Raw genomic sequence first — 24,335 nt, 5'->3', positions numbered from 1 at the left:
CGCTGGAAAATTCCTGCAAGTGTCGCTATGTGCGCCGCTCCCCATGGCTACTGTACTCCCCTCCCCTCCCCGCGTGGGCATGGTTTCGCTCGGCTGTCCCAAGAACCTGGTCGACAGCGAGCGCATCCTGACCAAGCTGCGTTCCGACGGCTATCAGATGTCGCCCGATTATGCCGGCGCCGACGTCGTGCTGGTCAATACGTGCGGCTTTCTCGATTCAGCGAAGGAGGAATCGCTGGAAGCGATCGGCGAGGCGCTGTCCGAAAACGGTCGCGTCATTGTGACCGGCTGCATGGGCAAGGAAGCCGAGACGATCCGCGCGCGCTTCCCGAAGGTGCTCGCGATTACCGGCGCGCACGAATACGAACAGGTCGTCGGCGCGGTGCATGACGCAGCACCGATGCCGCCCAACGCGTTCCTCAACCTGGTGCCGGAAAGCGGGCTGAAGCTCACGCCGCGCCACTACAGCTATCTGAAGATTTCGGAGGGCTGCAACCACCGCTGCGCGTTCTGCATCATCCCGTCCTTGCGCGGCGATTTGGTGTCGCGCCGCCCCGACGCGATCCTGCGCGAAGCCGAGAAACTGGTCGAGGCAGGCACGAAGGAACTGCTGGTCATCAGTCAGGACACATCGGCATACGGCGTCGATATCAAGCATTTCCCGCGCATGTGGCACGGACAGGAAGTCCGCGCGCACATGACCGATCTCGCCCGCGAGCTGGGTAAAATCGCGCCATGGGTGCGGCTGCACTACGTCTACCCGTATCCGCACGTTGATCAGGTCATCCCGCTGATGGCCGAGGGGCTGGTCCTCCCGTATCTCGACATCCCGTTTCAGCACGCCAGCCGCAATGTGCTGAAGCTGATGCGCCGCCCCGCCAACGAGGCGAAGGTGCTGGAACGCGTCCACAAATGGCGCGAGATCAGCCCCGACATCGCGATCCGATCGACCTTTGTCGTCGGCTTCCCCGGCGAGACCGAGGAGGATTTCCAGTATCTGCTCGACTGGCTCGACGAAGCGCAGCTCGACCGCGTCGGTGCATTCCGCTTCGAGCCCGTCGAGGGTGCGGCGGCAAACGCGCTACCCGACCATGTGCCCGAAGAGGTCAAGGAAGAGCGTTACGCCCGAATCATGGAAAAGACCGCCGCGATCAGCGCCGCGAAGCTCGCCGCCAAGGTCGGCCGCACGCTGCCCGTGATCATCGACGCGGTGGACGCGGACGGCGGCGCCACCGGCCGCAGCCAAGCCGACGCGCCCGAGATCGACGGTGAGGTCTTCCTGCGCGACGCCGGGCATCTCAAGGTCGGCGACATCACGCCGGTGCTGATCGAAGAGGCCGACGACCACGATTTGTATGGTGTGCCGGCGGCCTAGCCCTCTAGTGCTCCTGCGAAAGCAGGAGCCCAGAGCCACGGGCGATGTATCCAGTTACCCTGGGTTCCTGCTTTCGCAGGAACACGAATGTCCCATAGCCGGACTCGACTTGCTTTGGCCTTGAGACCCCGCTGATTTACACCGGAGCCGATGACTAAGGCGTTGTTGATCCTGTTGAGCCTGCTCACGGCGAGCGCCGCAGTCGCCCAGCAGCGGATCGTCACGCCGGTCGATCCGCTGACGATGGGAACCGATGACTTCGCCCGCCTTGCCGACCCTGCGCTGTGGGACGGGCTGACGGTCACCCGCATCGAGTTCCGCGACGATCGCGCATTCTGGCGGCTCTACCGCATCGACAATGCGCGCAAGCCCGACGGCCCGCTCTGGTTCGTGCCGCACGACAACGAGAACGCCGCGTTTCAGGCCGCGATCTACGCCGTGCGCGCCTATGGCGGTCAGGTCATCGCGGTCGAGGAAGCACGGTCGGTCGATGGGCCCGACAGCCGAATGAATGGCGACGTCGCGTTCGGCAAACCGATCGATCCCAACCGCAACTTCCGCGACGAAAGCCCGGCCTACGCCAGCGAGATCTTGGCGGGACTCGGCCAGCCGCCGCGCCTGATCGTCGCGCTCCATACCAACGAGCCGGGCTACGACGCTGCGTCATCGACCTGCGGACCGCCGCCACCGGCCTATACCGGCAAAGGCGAAATCTCGGTCCTGTTGTGCAGCGACCTCTACATGCCGCGCCGGTCATTCTATGGCGACTGGCCGTTCGACGACACCGACAGCGTCGCGATCGTATCCTATCCCGGCAGCGGCGGTCCCGGCGACGGCTTCTGCGTGCACGGGCTGGCCGACGCCGACATGAACATCATGCTCGAACGCGTGATGACCAGCGACGGATCGCTGTCCAACTTCGCGCTGTTCCACAGGCTGCCATATGTGAACCTGGAGACGCAGGATCGCGGCGTCACGCCCCAGGGCCTCGGCGACGCGCGGAGCCGGTTGCTGGCGATGATCGGGACGGTGATGGATCGCTGCGCCCCGATCGATGGTCTGTCCCTACGCCCGCCCCGCCTGGCCGAACCGATCCGCCCGACCAGGCGCAAGCGCCGCTGATTTAGGGGGCTAGCGCACCGCGTTTGCGTGATTATGGTGCGCGGGCATGAAACCACGCCATTTGCTCACGCTACCGCTCGCCCTGATCGCAACGCCGGTTTTGGCGCAGGATCTCACGCCCACCGAATCCGCTCAGGTGGACACGATCGTCGCCGACGCGCTCGCCGGATCGGGGGTACCGTCCGCGTCGGTCGCGATCGTGCGTGGCGGGAAGATCGTTTTCGCCAAGGCATACGGCAAACAGTCCGAGACGATGACGACGGCGAGCGCCGACCGGCCGTATCAGATCGCCTCCATCTCCAAGCAATTCACCGCCGCCGCGCTGCTGATGCTGGAGGACGAGGGCAAGTTGAGCCTCGACGATACGGTGTCGAAATGGGTGCCGGGCATCTCCGGCGGCGACAAGATCAAGCTGCGCCAACTGCTGTCGCACACGTCCGGCCTGCAGGATTACTGGCCGCAGGATTACAGCTTCGCTGCGATGGCCAAGCCGACCACGCCGCAGGGCATCGTCGATCGCTGGGCGAAGAAGCCGCTCGATTTCGATCCGGGTGCGCAGTGGCAATATTCGAACACGGGCTATGTCGTCGCCGGGCTGGTCGCAGAGAAAGCGGCGGGCAAGCCGCTGCTCGCCTATCTCCAGGAAAAGGTGTTCAAGCCGCTCGGCATGACCGCGATCGACCAGGACAAGGCGATCGGGAAGAAATATCCGCAAGGGTATAAGCGCAACGCGCTCGGCCCGGTGCGCGTCGCGGAACCCGCGGCGGCCGGCTGGCTGTTCGCGGCCGGCGAGCTGTCGATGTCGGCGAGCGACCTTGCCAAATGGGACATCGCACGGATGAACCGGACGCTGCTGCCCGCCGACGACTGGCAGGAGCAGGAAACGCCGGTCAAGCTGACCGACGGCAAGAACAGCAATTACGGGCTTGGCGTATCGATCGGCACCAATGACGGCCGCAAGGTAATCGAACATAGCGGCGAAGCGGTCGGGTTTCTGTCCGAAAACGTCGTATTTCCCGATGATAAGGCGGCAGTGGTCGTGCTGGTCAACGGCGACTTCTCGGACGCATACACCAGCATCACCGGTAAGATCGCGAAGCTGATTCTGCCGCCCGCAACGGCCGCTGCGGCGCCCGCGAACGACGAAACGGCCTATACGGCACGCGCGCGGACGGTGTTCGACCAAGTGCGCGCCGGCACGATCGACCGATCGGCGATGACCGACGATCTGATCTATTACTTCAACCCGACCGTCACCGGCGACTATCGCGAAAGCCTGACCAAGCTCGGCGATCCGACCAGCTTTGCACTGCGGCGACCGGCGCGGCTGCGCGGCGGGTTCGTCAACCGCAACTACCTCGTCACCTACCCCGACGGCCGCAAGCTGTCGGTGGTGACCTATGCCGAACCCGCGGCCAGCAACGGCGCGCCGGGCCGGTACGAGCAGTTCATGGTGATGCCCGCCGAATGACCGACTTCGCCGCATTGCTGCAAGCCGACCGCGGCCAGTCGGCGCGGACGATCGAGGTCGTTCATCCGGACGTCTATACCGATTGGCTGAAGGGTCAGCCGAAGCGGATTCGCGCGCTGCTCGATGCGCAGAAGGTGACGGGCAAGGCCGGCAACAAGGCGATCCTGCCGGGCGACGGGGATGACTGGTCGGCGCTACTGGTCTGCGACGAGGACCTGTCGTCGCCTTGGCGCATCGCGTCGCAGCCGGGGTTCCTGCCCGAGGGTGCGTACCGGCTGAAATCGGGCGAGGTCGGCGCGGCGGGACTCGGCTGGCTGCTCGCGCAATACCGGTTCGAGCGCTACGTGAAGCCCGACAAGGACGGCGGTCCGCGCGTCCTACTGACCAACGACCCGGCGAGCATCGACGAGACCGTACGCCTGGCGCAGGCGACCGCGTTGGTCCGCGATCTGGTCAATACCGGATCGTCCGACATGGGGCCGGCCGAACTCGAGGCCGAAGCGGAGAAGCTCGCCAAACGGCACGACGCCAAGCTGACCGTAACGCGCGGCGACGCGCTGACCAAGGGCTATCCGATGATCGACGCGGTCGGCCGCGCCGCCGCCAAGCATCGTAGCCCGCGCCTGATCGAACTCGAATGGGGCAACCCCAAGCATCCGCGCGTCGCGGTGATCGGCAAGGGCGTGTGTTTCGATAGCGGCGGGCTCGACATCAAGCCGGCGAGCGGCATGCGGCTGATGAAGAAGGATATGGGCGGTGCAGCGCATGCGCTGGCGCTCGCGAGCCTGGTCATGGGCGCGCGGCTGAAGGTGCGGCTGCACCTGCTGATCCCCGCGGTCGAGAATGCGATTTCCGCCGATGCCTTCCGCCCCGGCGACGTGCTGGCGACGCGCAAAGGGCTGACGGTCGAGAACACCAACACCGACGCCGAAGGCCGCCTGGTACTCGGCGACGCGTTGACCAAAGCAGGCGAGGACAAGCCCGAGCTCGTCATCGACTATGCCACGCTGACCGGCGCGGCCCGCGTCGCGCTCGGTCCGGACTTGCCGGCGACCTTCGTCAACGACGAAACGTTGGCCGGCGACCTGCTCTCGGTCGGAACGGCGGTCTACGATCCCTTATGGCGCCTGCCGCTGTGGGACGGCTATGACGACTATCTCAAGTCCGACATCGCCGACCTGATCAACGCGCCCGACAACGGCTATGCGGGCGCCGTCACCGCCGCCCTGTTCCTCCGCCGCTTCGCACCGGAAGGCGTACCCTGGGCGCACCTCGATACGTTCGCCTGGCGTCCGACCGCGAAGAACGGCCGGCCCAAGGGCGGCGAGGCGTACGGACTGAGAGCGGCGTGGGCGATGCTGAAGAGGCGGTACGTCTAGCGCTTCGCCGCGATCAGCACGAACACGATCCGACACGGCGTGGCGCTCCGGTTCTCCCAGCTATGCGCGGTGCCGCGCTGGATCAGGATATCGCCGGCACGCAGCGTCGTTTCGTCGCGATCCATCACCGCGACCACTTCGCCCTGCAGCACGATCGCATAGTCGATCGTGTCAGTGGTGTGCATGCCCGCGCTGCGATCGTTGCCTTCCTGATGCCGCGCGTCGGGATACAGCGCGTCGAACACCGCCTTGACCATCGCGGCACGCTGTTCGGGTGTGGCGTCCCCGATCGGCGGCATGTCGATGACGCGAATCACGGTGCCGTGTTCCGGCGGCAAGACGCCACGATGCTCGAAAATGTCGTCGGGTGCGGCGATGTCGCTCGGCGCGGCGTGCGTCCGCCAGATATTGCTGCTGCGATAGACCGATCCGGGCAGGACGAACTCTGCCGGACTAGGGCCGTCCTCGGCGATATAGGATTGCCCTTCCGTGTCGATAGCGGTCAGGACGCGGCGCGGCGGCGGCAGCAGATCCATCCTTAGTCTCCCAACCCCGCCGCCGCCTCGATGATCGGCACGAACTTGGCGGCGGTCAGGCTCGCGCCGCCGACCAGCGCGCCATCGACGTCGTCGAGGGCCAGGATCTCCGCCGCATTCGTCCCCGTCACCGACCCGCCGTAGAGGATTCGCATATCGAGCGCGGTGTCGCCGACCATCTGGCGCAGCTTGGCGCGGGCAATGGCGTGCATCGCGGCGATCTCGTCCATCGTCGGCGTGCGGCCCGTGCCGATCGCCCAGCGCGGTTCGTAGGCGAGCGTCAGCCAGTCGGCGTGCGCGTCGTCGGGCAGCGACTTTTCGATCTGCGCCTGCACCACGCGCTCGGCCCGGCCGGCGTCACGCTCGGCCTCGAGTTCGCCGACGCACAGGATCACCGCGAGACCGTGGCGGTGCGCGGCCGCCGATTTCATGAACGCGTCGTGGCTGGTTTCGTGCTGGTCCCCGCGGCGTTCGCTATGCCCGACGATCGTGAAGATCGCGCCGGCTTCCTTGACCATCCCGGCGGAGATGCAGCCGGTATGCGCGCCGCTATCGGCCTCATGCACGTCCTCCGCACCGATCGCGAGACCAGGGACCAGTTGCGCGGCGGGCGCAATCAGGGTCGCCGGTACGGCCACCGCGACATCGACCTGCGGCGCCGCAAGCGCGGCGGTCCGAATGCCGTCGAGTTCGCCCAGCGTCGCCAGACTGCCGTTCATCTTCCAATTGCCCGCGATCAGCTTGCGGCGTGCCATAGATCCTCCCGTTTGCGGCCCCTGCGATAGCGCGTGGGCGGGGACAGGCAACCCGCTTGATGCGTGCGCGCCCTACCCCTAAAGCGAGCGCTTCATCTCGTTCCATTCGATCGGCACCCATGCTCAGTATCTTTCGCGGCTTTCTGAATTCGAAGGTCGGACTCATCATCACCTTCGTCGTGCTGGGCGTGATCGCGCTCGCATTCGGATTGGGCGACGTGACGGGGCTGCGCTCGAACGCGACGAGCGGCGGGCCGGCCGGCACGACCCTGGTCACGATCGGCAAGGAAAACCTGAACGCCAACCAGGTTCGGGCCGACACCGAACGGATGGTCGGCATGTACCGTCAGCAATATCCGCAGCTGACGATGGAGGAATTCATCACCAAGGGCGGGTTCGACCAGCCGTTCGAAAACCGCATCAACTCGACCGCGCTGGAACAATACGGGCTTAGCCAGGGCATGCGGATCGGTCGCGCGCTGGCGGACACAGAGATTACTTCGCAGCCGCAGTTCAAGGGCCTCGACGGCAAGTTCGATCGTGACCGGTACAAGCAGTTTCTGGCGGAGCAACGGCTGAGCGATAGCGACCTGCACAACGAACTCGCGCGCAACATGATGGCGCAGTTGTTGATCAGCCCGCTGATGTCGCAATCGCTCGGCCGGCCGCTCGCGCCGGTGTCGGTCGCGACGCCCTACGCGTCGATGCTGCTCGAAAAGCGTACCGGCACCGTCGCCTTCATCGACACCAAGAAGATCCCGGTCGGCGCCCCGGTCACCGACGCCGAAGCCGCCGGCTATTACCAGGCGAATATCGCGCGCTACACCGTGCCGGAACGCCGCTCGGTCCGCTATGCCACCGTGTCGGTCGCCGATCTGCGCGCCAAGTCGGCGCCCAGCGATGCCGAGATTGCCAAGGCCTATCAGGATGGCGCTGCCCAGTTCGCGCCGACCGAGAACCGCTCGATCCGTCAAGTCGTGTTGCTCGACCAGAAGAGCGCCGATGCGCTGGCCGCGAAGGTCCGCGCCGGCACCGCGATCGAGGCCGCGGCCAAGGCGGTTGGGCTCGACGCCGGTCTGCTCGCCGACCAGTCGAAAACGGCTTATGCCGCGCAGACGTCGCCCGCGATCGCGAACCAAGTGTTCACCGCCGCCGGAGGCGCGGTGATCGGGCCGGTCAAGACCTCTCTCGGCTGGGCGGTGATCCGCCTCGAAAAGATCACGAAGGTGCCGGGCAAGACGCTCGACCAGGCCAAGCCCGATCTGGTCAAGACGCTGACCGAGCAGAAGACGATGCTGGCCGCGACCGCGCTGCGCCAGCAGATCGGCGACGCGATCTCCAACAGTTCGACGATCGACGAGATCGCGAAGAAGCTGGGCCTGACGATCCAGTCGTCGCCCGCGCTCGACCAGCGCGGCAACGATCCCGACGCCCCGACGCCGCCCCCGGCCCAGCCCGATCCCGTGCGGATGGCGCTGGCCGCGGTCGCGTTCCAGTCCGAGCCCGAAGACGCGCCGCAGCTCGCGCCGATCGACAAGGAAGGCGGCTTCGCGCTCGTCAAGCTAGACAAGGTGATCGCCGCCGCACCGCGTCCGCTCGCGACGGTTGCCGAGGAAGTGAAGAAGAACTTCATCGTCGATCGCCAGCTGCGCGACGCGCGCACCGCCGCGACGGGCGTGATGAACAAGGTCAACAAGGGCATGAAGCTGGCGCAGGCGCTGGCCGAAACCGGGCTGAAGCTCGACGCGACCAAGCCGATGGCGGCCAATCGCGGACAGCTGTTCACGTCGAAGCCAGCCCCGCCGATCATCCTGATGTTCGCGATCCCGCAAGGCACCGCGAAGATGATCGAAGCGCCGTACAAGGGCGGCTATTTCGTCGTCGTCACCGACACGGTGCAGCGCGGCGACGCGCGCGGCAACAACGATCTGATCAACAAGATGCGGAGCGACCTGGGCGCGACGGCGGGCGACGAATACGGCCAGCAATTCGTGCGTGCGGTCCGCAACCAGGTCGGCGTGAAGCGCAACGACGCGGCGATCAACGCCCTGCGCGCCAGCTTGCTCGGCCAGGGCCAGGGCGACTCGCCCGACGGGCAGTAATCGACATGGTCGAAGGGGCCGCAGCGGCACGAGAAGCGCTCGCGGCCGGTCGGCCAGCCCTGGTATGGCGGCGGCAAGTCGCCGACACAGAAACGCCGGTCGCCGCCGCGCTGAAGCTGATCGAGCCCGAACGCGGCGACTTTCTGCTCGAATCGGTCGAAGGCGGCGCGGTGCGCGGGCGGCACAGCCTGTTGGGCTTGGCGCCGGACCTGGTGTTTCGCGCGAAGGGTGAGCGGGCGGAAATCAATCGACACTGGCTGACCAATCGTTCGGCGTTCGAGGATGCCGGCCAAGCCACGTTGCCCGCGTTCCGCGACCTCGTGGCGTCGTGCCGGATGGATGTCGTTCCGACAGAATTGCCGCGCGCGCTTGCCTGCCTGGTCGGCTATTTCGGATACGAGACGGTCGGGCTGGTCGAGACGCTACCGCGTCCCGACAGCGATGGCCTCGGCCTGCCGGATATGATCTTCGTACGGCCGACCGTGGTGCTGATCTTCGACCGGCTCGCCGACCAACTGTTCCTTGTCGCCCCGCTCTGGACGGATTCGGGCCTCGCGCCCGACAAGGCGGTTGAACTCGCGGAAGAACGGATCGATGCGGTGGCGGCGCGGCTGGCGAGCGCCCCTGCCCCTGCCCCGCGCGCCGACGACTTGCTCGACCCCGCGCTGAGCCCGGTACTGCCCGCGGGCGCGTACCGGTCGATGGTGCTCAAGGCGAAGGACTATATCGCGGCCGGCGACATCTTTCAGGTCGTCCTGGCGCAACGTTTCACCGCGCCGTTCGCGCTGCCGCCGATCGAGCTCTACCGCGCGTTGCGACGGATCAACCCCTCGCCATTTCTCTATTTTCTCGATCTGCCCGACTTCGCGCTGTCGGGATCGAGCCCCGAAATCCTCGTGCGCGTCCGCGACGGCGAAGTCACGATACGGCCGATCGCCGGCACACGGCCGCGCGGCAAGACCGCGAGCGAAGACGAAGAGAATCGCGCCTCGCTGCTCGCCGATCCCAAGGAACGCGCCGAGCATCTGATGCTGCTCGACCTCGGGCGCAACGACGCCGGGCGCGTCGGCACACCGGGATCGGTCAAGGTGACCGACAGCTACACCGTCGAGATGTACAGCCACGTCATGCACATCGTATCGAACGTCGTGGCCCAGCTAGACCCCGCCAAGGACGCGCTCGATGCGTTGTTCGCGGGCTTCCCGGCCGGCACCGTCTCCGGCGCGCCCAAGGTCCGCGCCTGCGAGATCATCGCCGAACTCGAACCCGAAGCGCGCGGCGCTTATGCCGGCGGGGTGGGCTATTTTTCACCGGACGGATCGATGGATTCGTGCATCGTGCTGCGCACCGCGATCGTGAAAGACGGCGTCATGCACGTGCAGGCGGGGGCCGGTATCGTCGCCGATTCTACCCCCGAATACGAACAGCGCGAATGCGAGGCGAAGGCCGGCGCGCTGCTTGCCGCCGCCCGCGAAGCCGTCGCGCGCGCACAAGACGCGCGGTTCGGGCAATAGTCCAAACCGTCGCCCCAGCGAAAGCTGGGGTCTCAGGCGATCAGCAACTGCACGAGATCCCAGCTTTCGCTGGATGACGATCAATTCACTGCGCCGGCTGGTTCGGATCCTCGTTGGTTCCCCGAGCGCGCTTGTCGGCCTTGAACGCGCGCGCCGCCGCGCGCGCACAGCCGGTCTGCCCGCCCGTACCGACCGGCGAGCACGTATCCGGCAGCCCGGCCGCTTCACGGCTGGTCTGCTCGTCGGTCGCGAGCCGCGTGGTCCAGGCCTGGTTCTTCGACGGGATCGGCCCGCTGTCGCGCAGTTCCTTGGGGATGCGATAGGGATTGTCGACGCGATTGCAGACGACGATCTCGTCCGCCGTCGATTCGGGGCATTTTTCGGTCGCACTGACCGTCACCGACTTGATCCGCTTGGGCGGTTGGCCGGATTCGGCCTGCTTATCTTGCGCGATGGCGGTCGCGGGAAGCGCGAGCAGGGTCAGAGCGGCGAAAGCGGTACGGAACATCGGGTGCGACCTTTTAGTGAATGCCATCAACGCCCCCGAGATAGGATCGATCCCGTATCAATCCAGCGCTCGAGCGGCTTAAACACGGCGAAACGAAGGCGTGCTGTCGATTGTCGTCGCGGGCGAGACCCGCTAGCGGGACCGCGATGATCCTGGTTATCGACAATTACGACAGTTTCACCTGGAACCTGGTCCATTATCTGATGGAGCTGGGTCAGGAGGTGCGGGTCGAGCGCAACGACGCGCTGACCGCGGGCGACGCGCTGGCGAGCAATGCCGAAGCGTTCCTGATCTCGCCAGGACCGTGCACCCCCAATGAGGCGGGGATCAGCCTCGATCTGGTCGCGGCCTGCGCGGACGCGGGCAAGCCGTTGCTAGGCGTGTGCCTGGGCCACCAATCGATCGGCCAGCATTTCGGCGGACGCGTCGTGCGCGGCGGGCTGATGCACGGCAAGACCTCGGCGATCACGCATGACGGCACCGGCCTGTTCGCGGATATCCCGTCACCGTTCCGCGCGACGCGCTATCACTCGCTGGTGGTCGACGACATTCCGGGCGAATTGCTCGTCAACGCGGCCGCCGACGATGGTTTCGTCATGGGTTTCCGCCACCGCGACTTGCCGATCCACGGCGTGCAGTTCCATCCGGAAAGCATCGCGACCGAACATGGCCACGCGATGCTGGCGAACTTCCTGACAATCGCCGGTCTGACGCCCAAGGCGCTGGCATGAGCAGTTTCGCTCCGCTGCCCGATCCCTCGACGCCGCTATCGCGCGAGTCCGCGGCGTTGGCGTTCGCCGACATTCTCGACGCCAGGACCAGCGAGGACGCGATCGCCGACTTCCTCATCGCGCTCAGCGACCGCGGCGAGACCAGCATCGAGATCGCGGAGGCCGCCCGCGCGCTGCGCGATCGCCTGATCCCGATCGACGCCCCCGCCGGCGCGATCGACGTGTGCGGCACCGGCGGCGACGGGCATCACACGCTCAACGTCTCGACCGCCGTGTCGCTCGTGGTTGCCGCCAGCGGCGTCCCCGTCGCCAAGCACGGCAACCGCGCCGCGTCGAGCAAGGCGGGCGCCGCCGACACGCTCGAAGCGCTGGGGCTCAACATGGAACGCGCCGGGTCGATGGCGCAGGCGACGCTCGCCGACCTCGGCATCTGTTTCCTGTTCGCCGCCAACCACCACCCGGCGATGAAGCGCATCACCCCGATCCGCCGACGCATCGGCAAGCGCACGATCTTCAACTTGATGGGTCCGCTTGCGAGCCCAGCGCATGTCACCCGCCAGTTGATCGGCATTGCGCGGCCCGACTACGCGCAAACCTATGCCGAGGCTTTAGGGTCCTTGGGCACCGAAGCCGGGCTCATCGTGTCGGGCGAGGAAGGCCTGGACGAGGTGTCCGGCGCCGGCCCGACGATCGCGATCAGCGTCGGCCAGCTTTCAATGCCCGTGCGTATTGCTCCCGAGGATGCCGGTCTGCCCCGCCACCCGATCGCCGCGATCCATGGTGGCGATCCCGCCTACAACGCCGCCGCACTCCGCCGACTGTTGCAAGGCGAGCATGGCGCGTATCGCGACGCCGTCCTGATCAACGCCGCTGCCGCGCTGATGGTGGCGGGTCACGCCGACAGCCTGACGGAGGGCGCCGAGGAAGCCGCCGAGACGATCGACAAGGGCCTTGCCAACACGCTGCTCGATTGCTGGATCGCCTACACATGACCGACATCCTGCAACGCATCATCGAGACCAAGCGCGCCGAAGTCGCCGCCAAGAAGGCTACCACGTCGCTCGCCAGCCTGGAGGCGATGATCGCGCGTCGCGACAGCCCGCGCGGGTTCAAGGCGGCGCTCGACAAGAAGGCGAAGACCGGCCCCGCTCTGATCGCCGAGATCAAGAAGGCGAGCCCGTCCAAGGGCGTGATTCGCGAGGATTTCGATCCGCCCGCACATGCCCGGGCCTATCAACGCGGCGGTGCGACGTGCCTCTCGGTCCTGACCGACGAACAGTATTTCCAGGGCGACGATTCCTATCTCGCGCTCGTCCATGACACCGTGCCGCTACCGATCATCCGCAAGGACTTCATGATCGACCCCTGGCAGGTCCACGAAAGCCGCGCGCTCGGCGCCGATGCGATCCTGATCATCGTCGCCGCGCTCGACGACATGCGGATGGCGGACATCGAAGCCGCGGCGATCGACTGCAAGCTCGACGTGCTGGTCGAGGTGCACGACGAACGTGAAATGGAGCGCGCGTTGAAGCTCAAATCGCGGCTGATCGGCGTCAACAACCGCGACCTGCGCGATTTCTCGGTAAGTTTCGACCGCACCTACGAACTCGTCGGCAAAGCCCCCGCGGAATGCACGTTCGTGGCGGAGAGCGGGCTTACCGGCCGCGCCGATCTGGATGCGATGCGCGAGAAGGGGATCGACTGCTTCCTGGTCGGCGAAGCGCTGATGCGCGCCGACGACGTGGAAGCGGCGACGCGGGCATTGCTCGGTGGCTGACCTCACCCATCTCGACGAAGCAGGCGCCGCGCGAATGGTCGATGTCTCCGCCAAGCCCGACACGCCGCGGCGCGCGGTGGCCGAGGGCCGCATTGCGATGTCGGCCGAAGCTACTGCCGCGATCCGCGACGGCGCGGTGGCGAAGGGCGACGTGCTCGCCGTCGCGCGCGTCGCCGGGATCATGGCGGCGAAGCGCACAGGCGACCTGATACCGCTCTGTCATCCCCTGCCGATCACCAGCGTCGCCGTGGACCTCATCACGGACGACATCGGCGTCACCGCCACCGCAACCGTCACCACGACGGGCAAGACCGGCGTCGAGATGGAGGCGATGACCGCCGTGTCGGTTGCGCTGCTGACGATCTACGACATGGCCAAGGCGATCGACAAAGGCATGACGATCGGCGACGTGCGGCTGCTGGAGAAAAGCGGCGGCAAATCGGGGTACTGGACCGCGCCCTAGCCGGACATTCCGTCGTTACACGCGATGTGCGAAAGTATCGCAAGCCTCGCCCGCGACGCGTGACGCGACTACCCGCCATATTGTTCGTCGGTCACCTTTTCCAGCCAATCCACGACCTTGCCGTCGAGCGCCTCGGCGATCGCGATATGCGTCATCGCCGTGGAGGCGGTTGCGCCGTGCCAATGCTTTTCGCCGGGCGCGAACCAGATGATGTCGCCCGGCCGGATTTCCTCGCGCGCTCCCCCTTCGCGCTGCGCCCAACCCAGCCCGGCCGTCACGATCAGCGTTTGGCCCAATGGATGCGTATGCCACGCCGTCCGTGCTCCTGGTTCGAATGTCACCGTCGCACCGCCAACCCGCGCAGGAGCTTCGGTCTTGAACGGCGCATCGAGCCGGACCGTGCCGGTGAAATAGTCGGCCGGCCCCGGGGCCGATGGCTGCGATCCGCTGCGCTTGATATCCACGATGTCCTCCCGATCGGTTGCAGTCCAACGCCTTGGACACCAGTACGATCCGCAAGGGGACTGTAACAATGCGGCGGGTTCGTGCCATGGTCCCAACATGAGTTCGCTCCTCCCCGTCGCCGACGCGCAGGTACGGCTGTTCGCAATGGCGCCGCGCGTTGCGGCGGAGACGGTGCCGCTCCCGCAAGCGGCCGGACGATGGCTGGCCGAGCCCGTCGTTGCACGCCGCTCCCAACCCGCAGCCGACTTGTCGTCGATGGACGGTTACGCGATCCGCTTCGCCGACCTGCCCGGGCCCTGGCGCGTGGCCGGCGAGAGCGCGGCGGGGCGGCCGTTTTTCGGGCCGGTCGGTCCAGGCGAAGCGGCGCGCGTGTTCACCGGCGCGACGATGCCTGCGGGAACGGACAGCGTGCTTGTGCAGGAGGAGGCTTCGCGCAACGGCGACACATTGATACTCGCCGGCCAAGGCCCACCACGGCTCGGCATGAGCGTCCGGCGCCAGGGTCTAGATTTCACCGCGGGCGATACGCTGATCGCCGCCGGCGAACGGCTGACCCCGGCGCGGATCGCGCTGGCGGCGACAGGTGGCCATGGCGAGCTCGTCGTCAACCGGCGGTTGCGCGTGGCGATCCTGGCGACCGGCGACGAGTTGATCGCGCCGGGCGCGATGTCGGACGATCCGCTTGCCCTGCCCGAAGGCAACAGCACGATGCTCGCGGCGATGCTCGCCGATCTGCCCGTCGATGTGACGCTGCTCGGCATCGTCCCTGACGAGCTCGACGCGCTCAAGACTGCCTTCTCCCGCGCGAAGGCCGACATCATCGTGACCACCGGCGGCGCATCGGTCGGGGATCACGACCTCGTCCGGCCCGCCCTCGAAGCCGTCGGCGGCGTCATCGATTTCTGGCGGATCGCGATCCGGCCGGGCAAGCCGATGCTCGCGGGAGCGCTCGGCGACGCGGTCGTGCTCGGCTTGCCGGGCAATCCGGTATCGGCGTTCGTCACCGCGACCCTGTTCCTCCGCCCGTTGATCGCGGCGATGGCGGGTACGGCCGATCCGCTACCCAAAACGATCACCGCGACGCTCGCCGAGCCCCTGCCGGCCAACGATCACCGTCAGGATTATCTCCGTGCCACGACATGCGACGGACGCGTCGCCATGGCGCCGATCCAGGACAGTTCGATGCTTGCCACCCTCGCCCGCGCCGACTGCCTGATCGTCCGTTCGCCGCATGCGCCGCCCGCGCAAATCGGCGACGACGTGGAGATCGTTACGCTCGCTTGACTTGGTTCGGAATGTTCCATATTGGTTCCGCGTCTGTTCTGGACGGAGGAACATCATGCTCACGAAGAAGCAGCACGAACTCATCTGCTTCATCAACGACCGGCTTGCCGATACCGGGGTGTCGCCGTCGTTCGAGGAAATGAAGGAAGCGCTCGACCTCAAGTCGAAATCGGGCGTGCATCGCCTGATCTCCGCATTGGAGGAGCGACAGTTCCTGCGTCGCCTGCCCAACCGCGCGCGCGCGCTCGAAGTGCTCAAGATGCCCGAGCGTGCCGAGGCCAAGCGGCCCGCTGCGACCACGGCGACGCTGCCGAAGGGTAACAATTACCGTCCGATGCCCGAACCGGCCAACGACGTGATCGAAATCCCGCTGCACGGCCGCATCGCCGCCGGTGTCCCGATCGAAGCATTCGAAGGATCGTCGATGCTTGCGGTCCCCGCGGCCTTGCTCGGCAATGGCGAACATTACGCGCTCGAAGTGTCGGGCGATTCGATGGTCGAGGCCGGTATTCTCGACGGCGACTATGCGTTGATCCGCCGCACCGAGACCGCGCGCGACGGCGAGATCGTCGTAGCGCTGATCGAGGATAGCGAAGCGACGCTCAAATATTTCCGCCGCGAGGGCGCGATGGTCCGGCTCGACCCGGCCAACCGGGCATACGATCCGCAGCGTTACGCTCCGGCGCAAGTCCGCGTGCAGGGACGCCTGGCGGGGTTGCTGCGGCGCTACGACTAAGTGTCGAGCGTCTTCGATCGTTTTCCGAAACCGCCTTGTGCGGAGACGCTAGGCTGGGAGCTGCTGGCGGCCGATCCGGCGACCGGTGCCGTGCGGATCGCGTTCGAGGCTAGGCCCGCTTTCTGCAATCCCGGTGGCAACATCCAGGGCGGTTTCGTCGCGGCGATGCTCGACGACACGCTGGGGCCGGCAGTCTTGGTGAAGACCGATGGCGCTGCTTATTGCGCGACGATCGACCTGTCGGTGCGGTTCCTGGCGCCGGCCAAGCCCGGACGGCTGATCGGCGACGGCCGCATCGTCCAGCTCGGTAAGACGATCGCGTTTCTCGAAGGTGAGTTACGGGACGACAGTGGCCGCATCGTTGCGACCGCTACCGCGTCCGCGCGCGTCGTTCCCACCGCCGGGCTCGCGCGAACCTCCTGACCGCGCCGTCATCCACGGATGGCGGTCGTCAGTCGAGCGGACGGTGACGACCCGCCCACTCGACAGCGCGATCGCGACGCCGCCGGTCTTGCGCAATGTCGGCGCGTCGAGCTTGAGCCAAGTCGGCGTGCAGGTGCGCGGCAAGCGGCGATCGCTGACGACGATATCGGCCGATCGGCAGGCGTCGGCGAGTTGCTCGATCGGGAGTTGGTAGAGGCTGCGCGTCGCGAGGATGCGGAAGGAGCGGCCGCCCGACACGATCGTCGCCAGACACGCATCGCGGCTGCACGACGCGAACGGCTGTTCGGACAGCAGCAGCGCCTCGCCGTCGACGCCGGCATTTTCCGCCATCGTGTCGCGGGCATAGTCGCCGGCCTTGTCGCGCAGCATCGCGATGCGCCCGTCCGGCGTGCGCACCGCTAGATGCTGGCCGTCGCCCGAGACGAGCAGGTCCGGCGCGGGCGTCATCAGCGCCCAGACCGCCCCCACCGCGAACGGTGCCAGTCCGATAAACCGCGCGCGCATTCGCAGCAACGCGACGACCAAACCGCCCGCGACCATCAATCCATACGCGCCGCCCGGCATCGCCGGCAGCATCGCGAGCGACCCCGGCGCGCCCGCCGCGATGCGCGCGATCCACAGCAGCAGCGCGAGCGCTTTGCCCGTCACCCACCAGAACGGCGCGCCCAGCCCGACCGCGTCGAACGCCAGCGCTAAGGCCTCGGCCGGCATGATCACGAACGTGGTCAGCGGGATCGCGACGATATTGGCGAACGCGCCGTACAGCCCGCTCTTGTGGAAATGGTAGAGCGCGATCGGCGCCAGCGCGGCCTCGACCATCACGCCGGTCAGCAACAGCGACCCGACCTCGCGCCCGACCTTGCGCCACCACGCCTCGTCGCGCTTCATGAACCAGGCTTTCACCCGTGGATGCTCGTGCAGCGCGACGATCGTGGCGACGGCGGCAAAGCTCAGCTGGAAGCTCGGGCCCATCAGCGCCTCGGGCCACAGGAGCAGCACGACGAACGCGCCCGCCGCGACCAGCCGGAGCGTGATCGCCTCGCGTCCCATCGCCAGCGCCGCCATTACCAGGAGGGCCGCAATGCACGACCGCGCGGTCGGCACCTGTCCACCGGTCAGCAGCGTATAGCCGATCGCGGCGAGCGCGCCGACGCCTGCCGCGATCACCGGGATACGCGTGCGAAGCGCGAGCCACGGCCACAAGGCGAGCAGCCGCGTGACCGCCCAGATCGTCGCCGCGACGACGGCGGTGATGTGCAATCCGCTGACCGACAGCAGATGCGCGAGCCCCGAACGACGCATCGCATCGGAGTCCGCCTCGCCGATCGCGCCCTCGTCGCCCGCCGCCAGCGCGGCCGCGATCCCACCCGCGCTGCCGGCGACCTGCGCTTCGATGTGCGCGGCGAGGCGCGCGCGTAGTCCGTTCGACTGGGTCCCGGGCGTCACCACCGTCACCGGTGCGATTCCTTTCCCCGTCGCGCCGAGCCGATCGAACCAGGCGACGCGGCGGAAATCATACGCGCCGGGTACCGTAGCCTCGTTGGGCGGCATGAGACGGGCTTGCAGCTTGATGATAACGTCAGGCCCGAGCCCCGTCGGCGCATCGGTTTGGGCAAGGTTGACCCGGATCCTCGGCGGCAACGCTACCGGCGGACGCCCCTCGCCACTCTTTGCGCCATCCTCCACCGACAGGGGCGCCAATCGCAGCCGCACCAATTCCCGCGCCGGCAATGGCTCGACACTCTCGACCCGCGCGGTCATTGTCACGATCGCCGGCCACGTCAGCACCGGCGCCGCGACCGAATTCGCGCGCCACCACGCCAGCCCGATCCCCAGCGCGGCAACCGCCGCGCCGATCGCGACCGCCCTCCCCGCCCGACCATGCCGCCCCACCGCTGTCGCCGCCAACGCCAGCGCCGCGAGACAGCACATCGACGCAATCCACTGCGCCGGGTCGGACAGCACGAACCACGCCGCGATCCCTCCACCCAATGCGACCGGTAGCCACAACGGCAACTGATCCCGCTCCGCCTCCAGCCACAGCTCGAGTGCGCCGCGCGCACGCCGACCCCTTGCGGCCTGCGTTTGAAGCCACAAGTTACGCGTGCTAGGAGCCCCCTCGGCGATCGTCGCCATATGTCACTCAGCTTGGGAGCACGCGCGGTTGAGCGCAAGTTCTGATCCCGGATCGCCCGCGGGCGCATCCGCCACGCCAGTCGTCACCCGGTTCGCGCCTTCGCCGACCGGCTATCTTCATATCGGCGGCGCCCGCACCGCGCTGTTCAACCTGCTCTACGCGCGCCACCATGGCGGGAAGTTCCTGCTGCGGATCGAGGATACCGATCGCGCGCGGTCGACCCAGCCGGCGATCGAGGCGATCCTCGACGGGATGCGCTGGCTCGATCTCGAGTGGGACGGCGACGAGATCTACCAATTCTCCCGCGCGGATCGTCATGCCGCAGTGGCGCGCGAGATGGTCGAAAAGGGGGCGGCCTATCGCTGCTACCTGACCCAGGACGAACTCGCCCAGATGCGCGCCGAAGCGGAGGCGGCGAAGAAGCCGCTGCGCATCCGCTCGCCGTGGCGAGACAAGACCCCGAACGAAGAGGGCAAGCCCTTCGTCATCCGCCTCAAGGCCCCGACCGAGGGCGCGACGACGATCCACGATCGCGTCCAGGGCGAGGTCACGGTGCAGAATGCCGAGATCGACGATCTCGTGCTTCTCCGCTCCGACGGCACGCCGACCTATATGCTCGCGGTGGTGGTGGACGATCACGACATGGGCGTGACCCACGTCATTCGCGGCGACGATCACCTCAACAATGCGTTCCGCCAATTGCCGATCTACCGCGCGATGGGCTGGCCGGAGCCGGTTTACGCGCACATCCCGCTGATCCACGGATCGGACGGGGCGAAACTCTCGAAGCGACACGGCGCGTTAGGGGTCGATGCCTATCGCGACGAGATGGGACTGCTGCCCGAAGCGGTCGACAATTATCTGCTCCGGCTCGGCTGGGGGCATGGCGACGATGAGATCATCAGCCGCAATCAGGCGATCGAATGGTTCGATTTGTCGGGCGTCGGCAAATCACCAAGCCGGTTCGATCTGAAGAAGCTCGAGAACCTGAACGGTCATTATATTCGGGAGGCCGACGATGCTCGGCTGGCCGATCTGGTCGCCGCGCGACTGCCGCACGCGATCGACGACTCGCAGCGTGATCTGCTGCGCCGCACCATGCCCTTTCTGAAGGCTCGTGCGGCCAATCTGAATGAGCTGGCGGACGGCAGCGCGTTCCTTTTGCCGTCCGGCCACTGGCGATCGACGCCGACGCGGCACCGTTGCTGGAGGGCGATGCCCGCGCCCTTCTTTCGCACCTGCACACGGCGCTTGACGCCGCCGAAAGCTGGGATACGGAGACATTAGAAGAAGCGGTCCGGCGGGTTGCCGAGGACGCCGGGGTCAAGCTGGGCCAGGTCGCACAGCCGCTACGCGCGGCGCTGACCGGCAAGCGCACCTCCCCCGGCATCTTCGACGTGCTCGCCGTGCTCGGCCGCGATGAAAGCCTGGGCCGCATCGCCGACCGGATGGCGTAAGGATTCGAAGGGAAGTTACGATGACCGACAACGCCTCCATCAAGCTCGGCAATCACGATTATGCGGTGATGTCGGGCACGGTCGGTCCCGACGTGATCGACATCCGCAAGCTCTATGCCGACACCGGCATGTTCACCTACGATCCGGGCTTCACCTCGACCGCATCGTGCGAAAGCGCGCTGACCTACATCGACGGCGACGAAGGCGTGCTGCTCCATCGCGGCTATCCGATCGGCCAGCTGGCGGAAGAATCGAGCTTCATGGAGGTCAGCTACCTGCTGCTCAACGGCGAATTGCCGTCGGCGAAGGAGCTTCACGACTTCACGCACACGATCACGCGCCACACGATGCTGCACGAACAGCTCGCGACCTTCTATCGCGGGTTCCGGCGTGACGCGCACCCGATGGCGGTGATGTGCGGCGTGGTCGGCGCGCTGAGCGCGTTCTACCACGATTCGACCGACATCAACGATCCGCACCAGCGGATGATCGCGTCGCACCGCCTGATCGCGAAGATGCCGACGATCGCTGCGATGGCGTACAAATATGCCGCCGGTCAGCCGTTCCTCTATCCGGACAACTCGCTGAGCTACACCGGCAACTTCCTGCGCATGACGTTCGGCGTGCCGGCCGAGCCGTACGAAGTGAACCCGGTCGTCGAAAAGGCGCTCGACCGCATCTTCATCCTCCACGCCGATCACGAGCAGAACGCGTCGACCTCGACCGTGCGCTTGGCGGGCTCGTCGGGCGCCAACCCTTTCGCGTGCATCGCGGCGGGTATCGCGTGTCTGTGGGGTCCGGCGCATGGCGGCGCGAACGAAGCCGCGCTCAACATGCTGCGCGAAATCGGCACGCCCGATCGCATCCCGGAATTCATCGCCCGCGCCAAGGACAAGAACGATCCGTTCCGCCTGATGGGCTTCGGCCATCGCGTCTACAAGAATTACGATCCCCGTGCGACCGTGATGCAACAGACCGTGCGCGAAGTGTTCGACGCGCTGAAGGTCAACGATCCGGTGTTCGACGTCGCGCTGCAGCTCGAGCATATGGCGCTGAACGACCCGTATTTCATCGACAAGAAGCTGTTCCCGAACGTCGATTTCTATTCGGGCGTGATCCTGTCGGCGATCGGGTTCCCGACCACGATGTTCACCGCGTTGTTCGCGCTCGCGCGCACGGTCGGCTGGGTCGCGCAGTGGAACGAGATGATCAGCGATCCTGCGCAGAAGATCGGCCGCCCGCGCCAGTTGTACACCGGCCCGACCCAGCGCGATTACGTGCCGCTGGACAAACGCTGATGCGTTTCCTCCTGAGCGTCCTGGGCAGCCTGGCGATCCTGATGGGCGCGCTGTGGGTCGGCCAGGGCCTCGGGCTGATCCATTGGCCGGCGTCGAGTTTCATGGTCGATCAGCGGATTTGGGCGGTGTGGGGCATTCTGCTCGCGGCCGCAGGCGTCCTGCTGAACTGGTGGGCGCGGCGGCGGTAAATATCTCTACCAATGTAGGATTTCGCGTGACAGACTGCCGTCATGCCCGCCCGCATCGCCTCGATTGCTCGTCGCCCCTCCGCTGAATGCCGGTCGGCAGCATGGCGTTATGCGGCGCAGTTCAAAACATCGTCGCTAGTGTCAACTTGGTGTCAACTTTGCCCGTTTTTCAGGCAGCGGCGGCCGGCAGGCTCAGCATGAAGCGAGCCCCCTCGCCTGGTGCCGAATCGACGGTCAGGTCGCCGCCCATCGCGCGCGCCAGCCGGCGGGCGATATACAGACCCAGTCCGCTGCCGCCCGGCTCGCTGGGATCGACGCGCTCGAACTTCTCGAAGATGCGTTCCTGGTCCTCCGCCGCGATGCCCTTGCCCTGGTCGGCCACGATGATCACCGCGGCGTGGCGGTCGCGATGCGTGCGCACCCACACCATCCCGCCGTCGGGCGAATAGCGCACCGCATTGCCGATCAGATTGACCAGAATCTGCAGCACGCGCTTGAATTCGCCGGTCGCGGGGGCGCTATCGTCGTCCTGTGGCCGATCGACGCGCACGCCGCGCTCGCTCGCGCGGACGCTCAGCAAGCCTGCGGCGCGGCGGCCGATATCGGCGAGGTCGATCGGCTCGGCCGCAGCCATGAAGTCGGGCCGCTCGATCGCCTGGAGATCGACGAGATCCTCGACCAGCGCCATCAGATGCCGGCCCGCGCTCGCGATATCCGCGGCGTAATCGACATAATCCTGGCGGATCGGCCCGTCGGTCTGGGCATTGATGCTGTCGGCATTGGCGATGATCCGGCCGAGCGGCTGGCGGAGCGCGCGTTGCAGGCGCTCACCGAACGCCTCGGTCAGCGCTTCGGGATCGAAATCGGCCGGCGCCGGCGTAGCCGTCACTGCGCGCGCCGCCCCGACATAGCCGGCGAACTTGCCCGCCGTATCGAGCCGCGGCCTGGCCGACAGCATGACGCTAGCGCCGGTCGCGCGGATCGTCGCGGGTTGATCGTCGAACGGTCCGTGCGCGAGCAGGACCGCGAACATCGGCATCGTGCCTTGCGCGTCGGGCCGCGGCGTCATCAGCGCGTCGAGCGGCTGGCCGAGCAGGCCATTGGGATCGATCCCCTGGCTCGCCGCCTCGACACCGATCGCCGTCAGGTGGAGCGTCGCGTCGGTCTCCCACGACCAATCGGCATCGCGCAGCAACAGGTCGCGCTCGCGCCGCGCCGCGTCGACCGGCGGCGTCCACGGCGCCTTGATCCGCCAGCCGCTGATCGCAAGCTTGACGCCCTGGTCCTGCGGCTCGGCGCGGACCCACAATTCGACTTCGTCGGGGCCGTCCGCCGCGAGGACGTGGCGCGACACGGTGACCCCCAGCCGTTGCGCGAGATGCGCCAGCACCGCGACTTGCGGCACCGCGAACGGCTGACCGAGCGCGCCCCCGGCACGCGTGTTGAGTTCGTCGAGCGGACCGCCCGCTTCGATCAGACGCCCGTCGCGATCGACCAGCCCATGGACCGCCACCTCGCTCATCGCGCGGCCGCCAAGGCGGCAATCGCCGCACGGAGATCGGCCGGCAGCGCGAGCGACGACAGGGCCGCGCGTGCGTCGGCTGGGCTGACGGCCACGATCGCGTCGAGCTGGTCGGCGAACGCATCGACGTCATTGCTCAGCGCGAGACCGATCCGCGCGATCGTCGCACGATCGAGATCGATCGCCCGCAACGCGAGCCAGAGCGGATCGCCACCCGCGACGACGAGTTGCCGCGCAACCGCGAAATCCATGCGGAGGGCAAAGGCCAGCAGCGCCACGAACAGCGATAGATTGCGGTCGCCGAGCGCGTGGGTCAGCAGCGCGGGCAACTCGGCCGGCTGCGGATCGATCGTGGTCGCAAGACGCACCGCCGCCGTCTCGGCTCGGTCGCTTTCGTCATGCCCACCGAGCGCATGCAGCCCGGCATCGGCCATGACCCGACCCGCATCGCCATCGGCAAGCTGTTCGAGGATCGCCGCCGCGACCCACCAGACCAGCCGGTGGTGCAATTCCGCGGGGAGTTCGGTGTGGCTCAGGCGCCCGGTGTCGAGGAAACCGCGGCGGCGCCCTTCCGTCGCCATCAGCGTCAGCGCGGCATTGGCAACCTGGCCGTCGCCGCTCGCGGTCAGCCGGGCGAGCAGGCTCGGCGCACCGGCATCGTCAGGTGCCGCCGTCGTCAGCGCATCGGCAAGCAAATCGAGCCGGGTCCGCGCGATCAGTTCGCGCATCAGGCCGGGATCGCGCAACAGCCCGGCACCGGTCAGCCGGTCGAGCACCGCCACCCCTTCGCCCGCCGCCGCCAGCGACCGCGCCGCACGCCGCCGCAAATCGCCTTCGACCGCCGCTACCATCGCGGCCAGCGTGACCGTCAGCGTCGCGCGGGTGCGGTCGTCGAGCCGCGCGTCTTCGGGTAGGAAGAAATCGTCGATCGTCTGCGCCAATCCGCGATCGGCGCGGCTCAGCGCGGCCGCCGCGCGCGCGAGCAGCCGACTGGCGCCGTTGCGGTCGCCGTCCCCAATGTCGCGTTCGTCGGTCGACATGGGGAAAGCTAATAGGCGGCACGTCGTTAAA

General features: G+C 67.1%; 22 protein-coding genes and 1 pseudogene. 16 read left to right on the top strand and 7 right to left on the bottom strand.

Features of this window, described 5'->3' with window-relative positions; genetic code table 11:
• The first annotated feature begins 43 nt into the window (after positions 1–43).
• The 4 genes from rimO (at position 44) to FPZ24_RS06835 (ending at position 5,347) form a co-directional block, all read left to right on the top strand.
• On the top strand, positions 44–1,375 hold the full coding sequence (gene rimO / locus FPZ24_RS06850) for a 30S ribosomal protein S12 methylthiotransferase RimO (RefSeq protein WP_146570462.1): 1,332 nt from the start codon (positions 44–46) through the stop codon (positions 1,373–1,375).
• Between the two features lie 150 nt (positions 1,376–1,525).
• Positions 1,526–2,497 (top strand): hypothetical protein, encoded by a 972-nt coding sequence (locus FPZ24_RS06845; protein WP_146570460.1) that lies wholly within the window; start codon positions 1,526–1,528, stop codon positions 2,495–2,497.
• Positions 2,498–2,543: 46 nt separating this feature from the next.
• Entirely contained in the window at positions 2,544–3,968 is a 1,425-nt protein-coding gene (locus FPZ24_RS06840) for a serine hydrolase domain-containing protein (RefSeq protein ID WP_146570458.1), read from the top strand.
• Positions 3,965–5,347 carry a leucyl aminopeptidase family protein gene (locus FPZ24_RS06835; RefSeq protein WP_146570456.1) on the top strand — a complete coding sequence of 461 codons (1,383 nt, stop codon included), beginning with the start codon at positions 3,965–3,967 and terminating at the stop codon, positions 5,345–5,347. Before FPZ24_RS06840 ends, FPZ24_RS06835 begins: the two co-directional genes overlap by 4 nt.
• Here FPZ24_RS06835 and FPZ24_RS06830 read toward each other — a convergent pair.
• Positions 5,344–5,883 carry a cupin domain-containing protein gene (locus FPZ24_RS06830; RefSeq protein ID WP_146570454.1) on the bottom strand — a complete coding sequence of 180 codons (540 nt, stop codon included), beginning with the start codon at positions 5,881–5,883 and terminating at the stop codon, positions 5,344–5,346. The genes FPZ24_RS06835 and FPZ24_RS06830 overlap by 4 nt on opposite strands.
• Positions 5,884–5,885: 2 nt before the next feature.
• Positions 5,886–6,638, bottom strand: coding sequence for a triose-phosphate isomerase (gene tpiA / locus FPZ24_RS06825; protein ID WP_146570452.1), 753 nt, complete (start codon positions 6,636–6,638; stop codon positions 5,886–5,888).
• 119 nt (positions 6,639–6,757) lie between these two features.
• Here tpiA and FPZ24_RS06820 point away from each other — a divergent pair, with 119 nt between their 5' ends.
• Together FPZ24_RS06820 and FPZ24_RS06815 are read left to right on the top strand one after the other, a co-directional pair.
• Entirely contained in the window at positions 6,758–8,740 is a 1,983-nt protein-coding gene (locus FPZ24_RS06820; RefSeq protein ID WP_186729106.1) for a peptidylprolyl isomerase, read from the top strand.
• 5 nt (positions 8,741–8,745) lie between these two features.
• Positions 8,746–10,254 carry an anthranilate synthase component I family protein gene (locus tag FPZ24_RS06815; RefSeq protein ID WP_146570448.1) on the top strand — a complete coding sequence of 503 codons (1,509 nt, stop codon included), beginning with the start codon at positions 8,746–8,748 and terminating at the stop codon, positions 10,252–10,254.
• An 85-nt stretch (positions 10,255–10,339) separates the two neighbouring features.
• On the opposite strand, the gene FPZ24_RS06810 is transcribed toward FPZ24_RS06815, so the two are convergent.
• Positions 10,340–10,762, bottom strand: coding sequence for a hypothetical protein (locus tag FPZ24_RS06810; RefSeq protein ID WP_146570446.1), 423 nt, complete (start codon positions 10,760–10,762; stop codon positions 10,340–10,342).
• A 146-nt stretch (positions 10,763–10,908) separates the two neighbouring features.
• On the opposite strand from FPZ24_RS06810, the gene FPZ24_RS06805 reads away from it, so the two are divergent.
• Genes FPZ24_RS06805 through moaC form a run of 4 tightly spaced genes read left to right on the top strand, consistent with a single transcriptional unit; the run spans position 10,909 to position 13,733 of the window.
• Positions 10,909–11,493: an anthranilate synthase component II gene (locus tag FPZ24_RS06805; RefSeq protein ID WP_146570444.1), complete on the top strand. Its 585-nt coding sequence runs from the start codon at positions 10,909–10,911 to the stop codon at positions 11,491–11,493.
• Positions 11,490–12,485 (top strand): anthranilate phosphoribosyltransferase, encoded by a 996-nt coding sequence (gene trpD, locus FPZ24_RS06800; RefSeq protein WP_146570442.1) that lies wholly within the window; start codon positions 11,490–11,492, stop codon positions 12,483–12,485. The genes FPZ24_RS06805 and trpD overlap by 4 nt, the downstream gene beginning before the upstream one ends.
• Positions 12,482–13,270 carry an indole-3-glycerol phosphate synthase TrpC gene (gene trpC, locus FPZ24_RS06795; protein WP_146570440.1) on the top strand — a complete coding sequence of 263 codons (789 nt, stop codon included), beginning with the start codon at positions 12,482–12,484 and terminating at the stop codon, positions 13,268–13,270. The genes trpD and trpC overlap by 4 nt, the downstream gene beginning before the upstream one ends.
• On the top strand, positions 13,263–13,733 hold the full coding sequence (gene moaC, locus FPZ24_RS06790; RefSeq protein WP_146570438.1) for a cyclic pyranopterin monophosphate synthase MoaC: 471 nt from the start codon (positions 13,263–13,265) through the stop codon (positions 13,731–13,733). The genes trpC and moaC overlap by 8 nt, the downstream gene beginning before the upstream one ends.
• 68 nt (positions 13,734–13,801) lie before the next feature.
• On the opposite strand, the gene FPZ24_RS06785 is transcribed toward moaC, so the two are convergent.
• On the bottom strand, positions 13,802–14,197 hold the full coding sequence (locus tag FPZ24_RS06785; protein ID WP_146570436.1) for a (R)-mandelonitrile lyase: 396 nt from the start codon (positions 14,195–14,197) through the stop codon (positions 13,802–13,804).
• Positions 14,198–14,294: 97 nt separating this feature from the next.
• Here FPZ24_RS06785 and FPZ24_RS06780 point away from each other — a divergent pair, with 97 nt between their 5' ends.
• Genes FPZ24_RS06780 through FPZ24_RS06770 form a run of 3 tightly spaced genes read left to right on the top strand, consistent with a single transcriptional unit; the run spans position 14,295 to position 16,641 of the window.
• Positions 14,295–15,482, top strand: coding sequence for a molybdopterin molybdotransferase MoeA (locus FPZ24_RS06780; protein WP_146570434.1), 1,188 nt, complete (start codon positions 14,295–14,297; stop codon positions 15,480–15,482).
• Positions 15,483–15,537: 55 nt separating this feature from the next.
• A complete protein-coding gene (gene lexA, locus FPZ24_RS06775) occupies positions 15,538–16,218 on the top strand; it encodes a transcriptional repressor LexA (RefSeq protein WP_146570432.1) in 681 nt (226 codons plus the stop codon).
• Positions 16,219–16,641, top strand: coding sequence for a PaaI family thioesterase (locus tag FPZ24_RS06770; protein WP_146570430.1), 423 nt, complete (start codon positions 16,219–16,221; stop codon positions 16,639–16,641).
• On the opposite strand, the gene FPZ24_RS06765 is transcribed toward FPZ24_RS06770, so the two are convergent.
• Positions 16,555–18,798, bottom strand: a complete 2,244-nt coding sequence (locus FPZ24_RS06765; RefSeq protein ID WP_146570428.1) for a ComEC/Rec2 family competence protein — start codon at positions 18,796–18,798, stop codon at positions 16,555–16,557. The two genes, FPZ24_RS06770 and FPZ24_RS06765, sit on opposite strands and share 87 nt — an antisense overlap.
• Positions 18,799–18,826: 28 nt before the next feature.
• Between FPZ24_RS06765 and gltX the strand changes: the two are divergent.
• The 3 genes and pseudogenes from gltX to FPZ24_RS06750 all read left to right on the top strand — a co-directional run bounded on the left by gltX (position 18,827) and on the right by FPZ24_RS06750 (position 21,742).
• A pseudogene (gene gltX, locus FPZ24_RS06760) lies at positions 18,827–20,256 on the top strand (glutamate--tRNA ligase).
• 20 nt (positions 20,257–20,276) lie between these two features.
• The gene (locus tag FPZ24_RS06755; protein WP_146570425.1) at positions 20,277–21,554 is read left to right on the top strand and encodes a citrate synthase; all 1,278 of its coding nucleotides are present in this window, start codon (positions 20,277–20,279) and stop codon (positions 21,552–21,554) included.
• Positions 21,554–21,742: a hypothetical protein gene (locus tag FPZ24_RS06750; RefSeq protein ID WP_146570423.1), complete on the top strand. Its 189-nt coding sequence runs from the start codon at positions 21,554–21,556 to the stop codon at positions 21,740–21,742. Before FPZ24_RS06755 ends, FPZ24_RS06750 begins: the two co-directional genes overlap by 1 nt.
• A gap of 169 nt (positions 21,743–21,911) precedes the next feature.
• On the opposite strand, the gene FPZ24_RS06745 is transcribed toward FPZ24_RS06750, so the two are convergent.
• Together FPZ24_RS06745 and FPZ24_RS06740 are read right to left on the bottom strand one after the other, a co-directional pair.
• A complete protein-coding gene (locus FPZ24_RS06745; RefSeq protein ID WP_146570421.1) occupies positions 21,912–23,264 on the bottom strand; it encodes a sensor histidine kinase in 1,353 nt (450 codons plus the stop codon).
• On the bottom strand, positions 23,261–24,304 hold the full coding sequence (locus FPZ24_RS06740) for a DUF2336 domain-containing protein (protein ID WP_146570418.1): 1,044 nt from the start codon (positions 24,302–24,304) through the stop codon (positions 23,261–23,263). Before FPZ24_RS06740 ends, FPZ24_RS06745 begins: the two co-directional genes overlap by 4 nt.
• Positions 24,305–24,335: the final 31 nt, after the last annotated feature.

Origin of the sequence: Sphingomonas panacisoli (assembly GCF_007859635.1) — a bacterium.
GTDB lineage: Bacteria > Pseudomonadota > Alphaproteobacteria > Sphingomonadales > Sphingomonadaceae > Sphingomonas > Sphingomonas panacisoli.
Note: the sequence above shows the minus strand (reverse complement) of the source record. Positions and strands in the feature narration are given on the sequence as shown.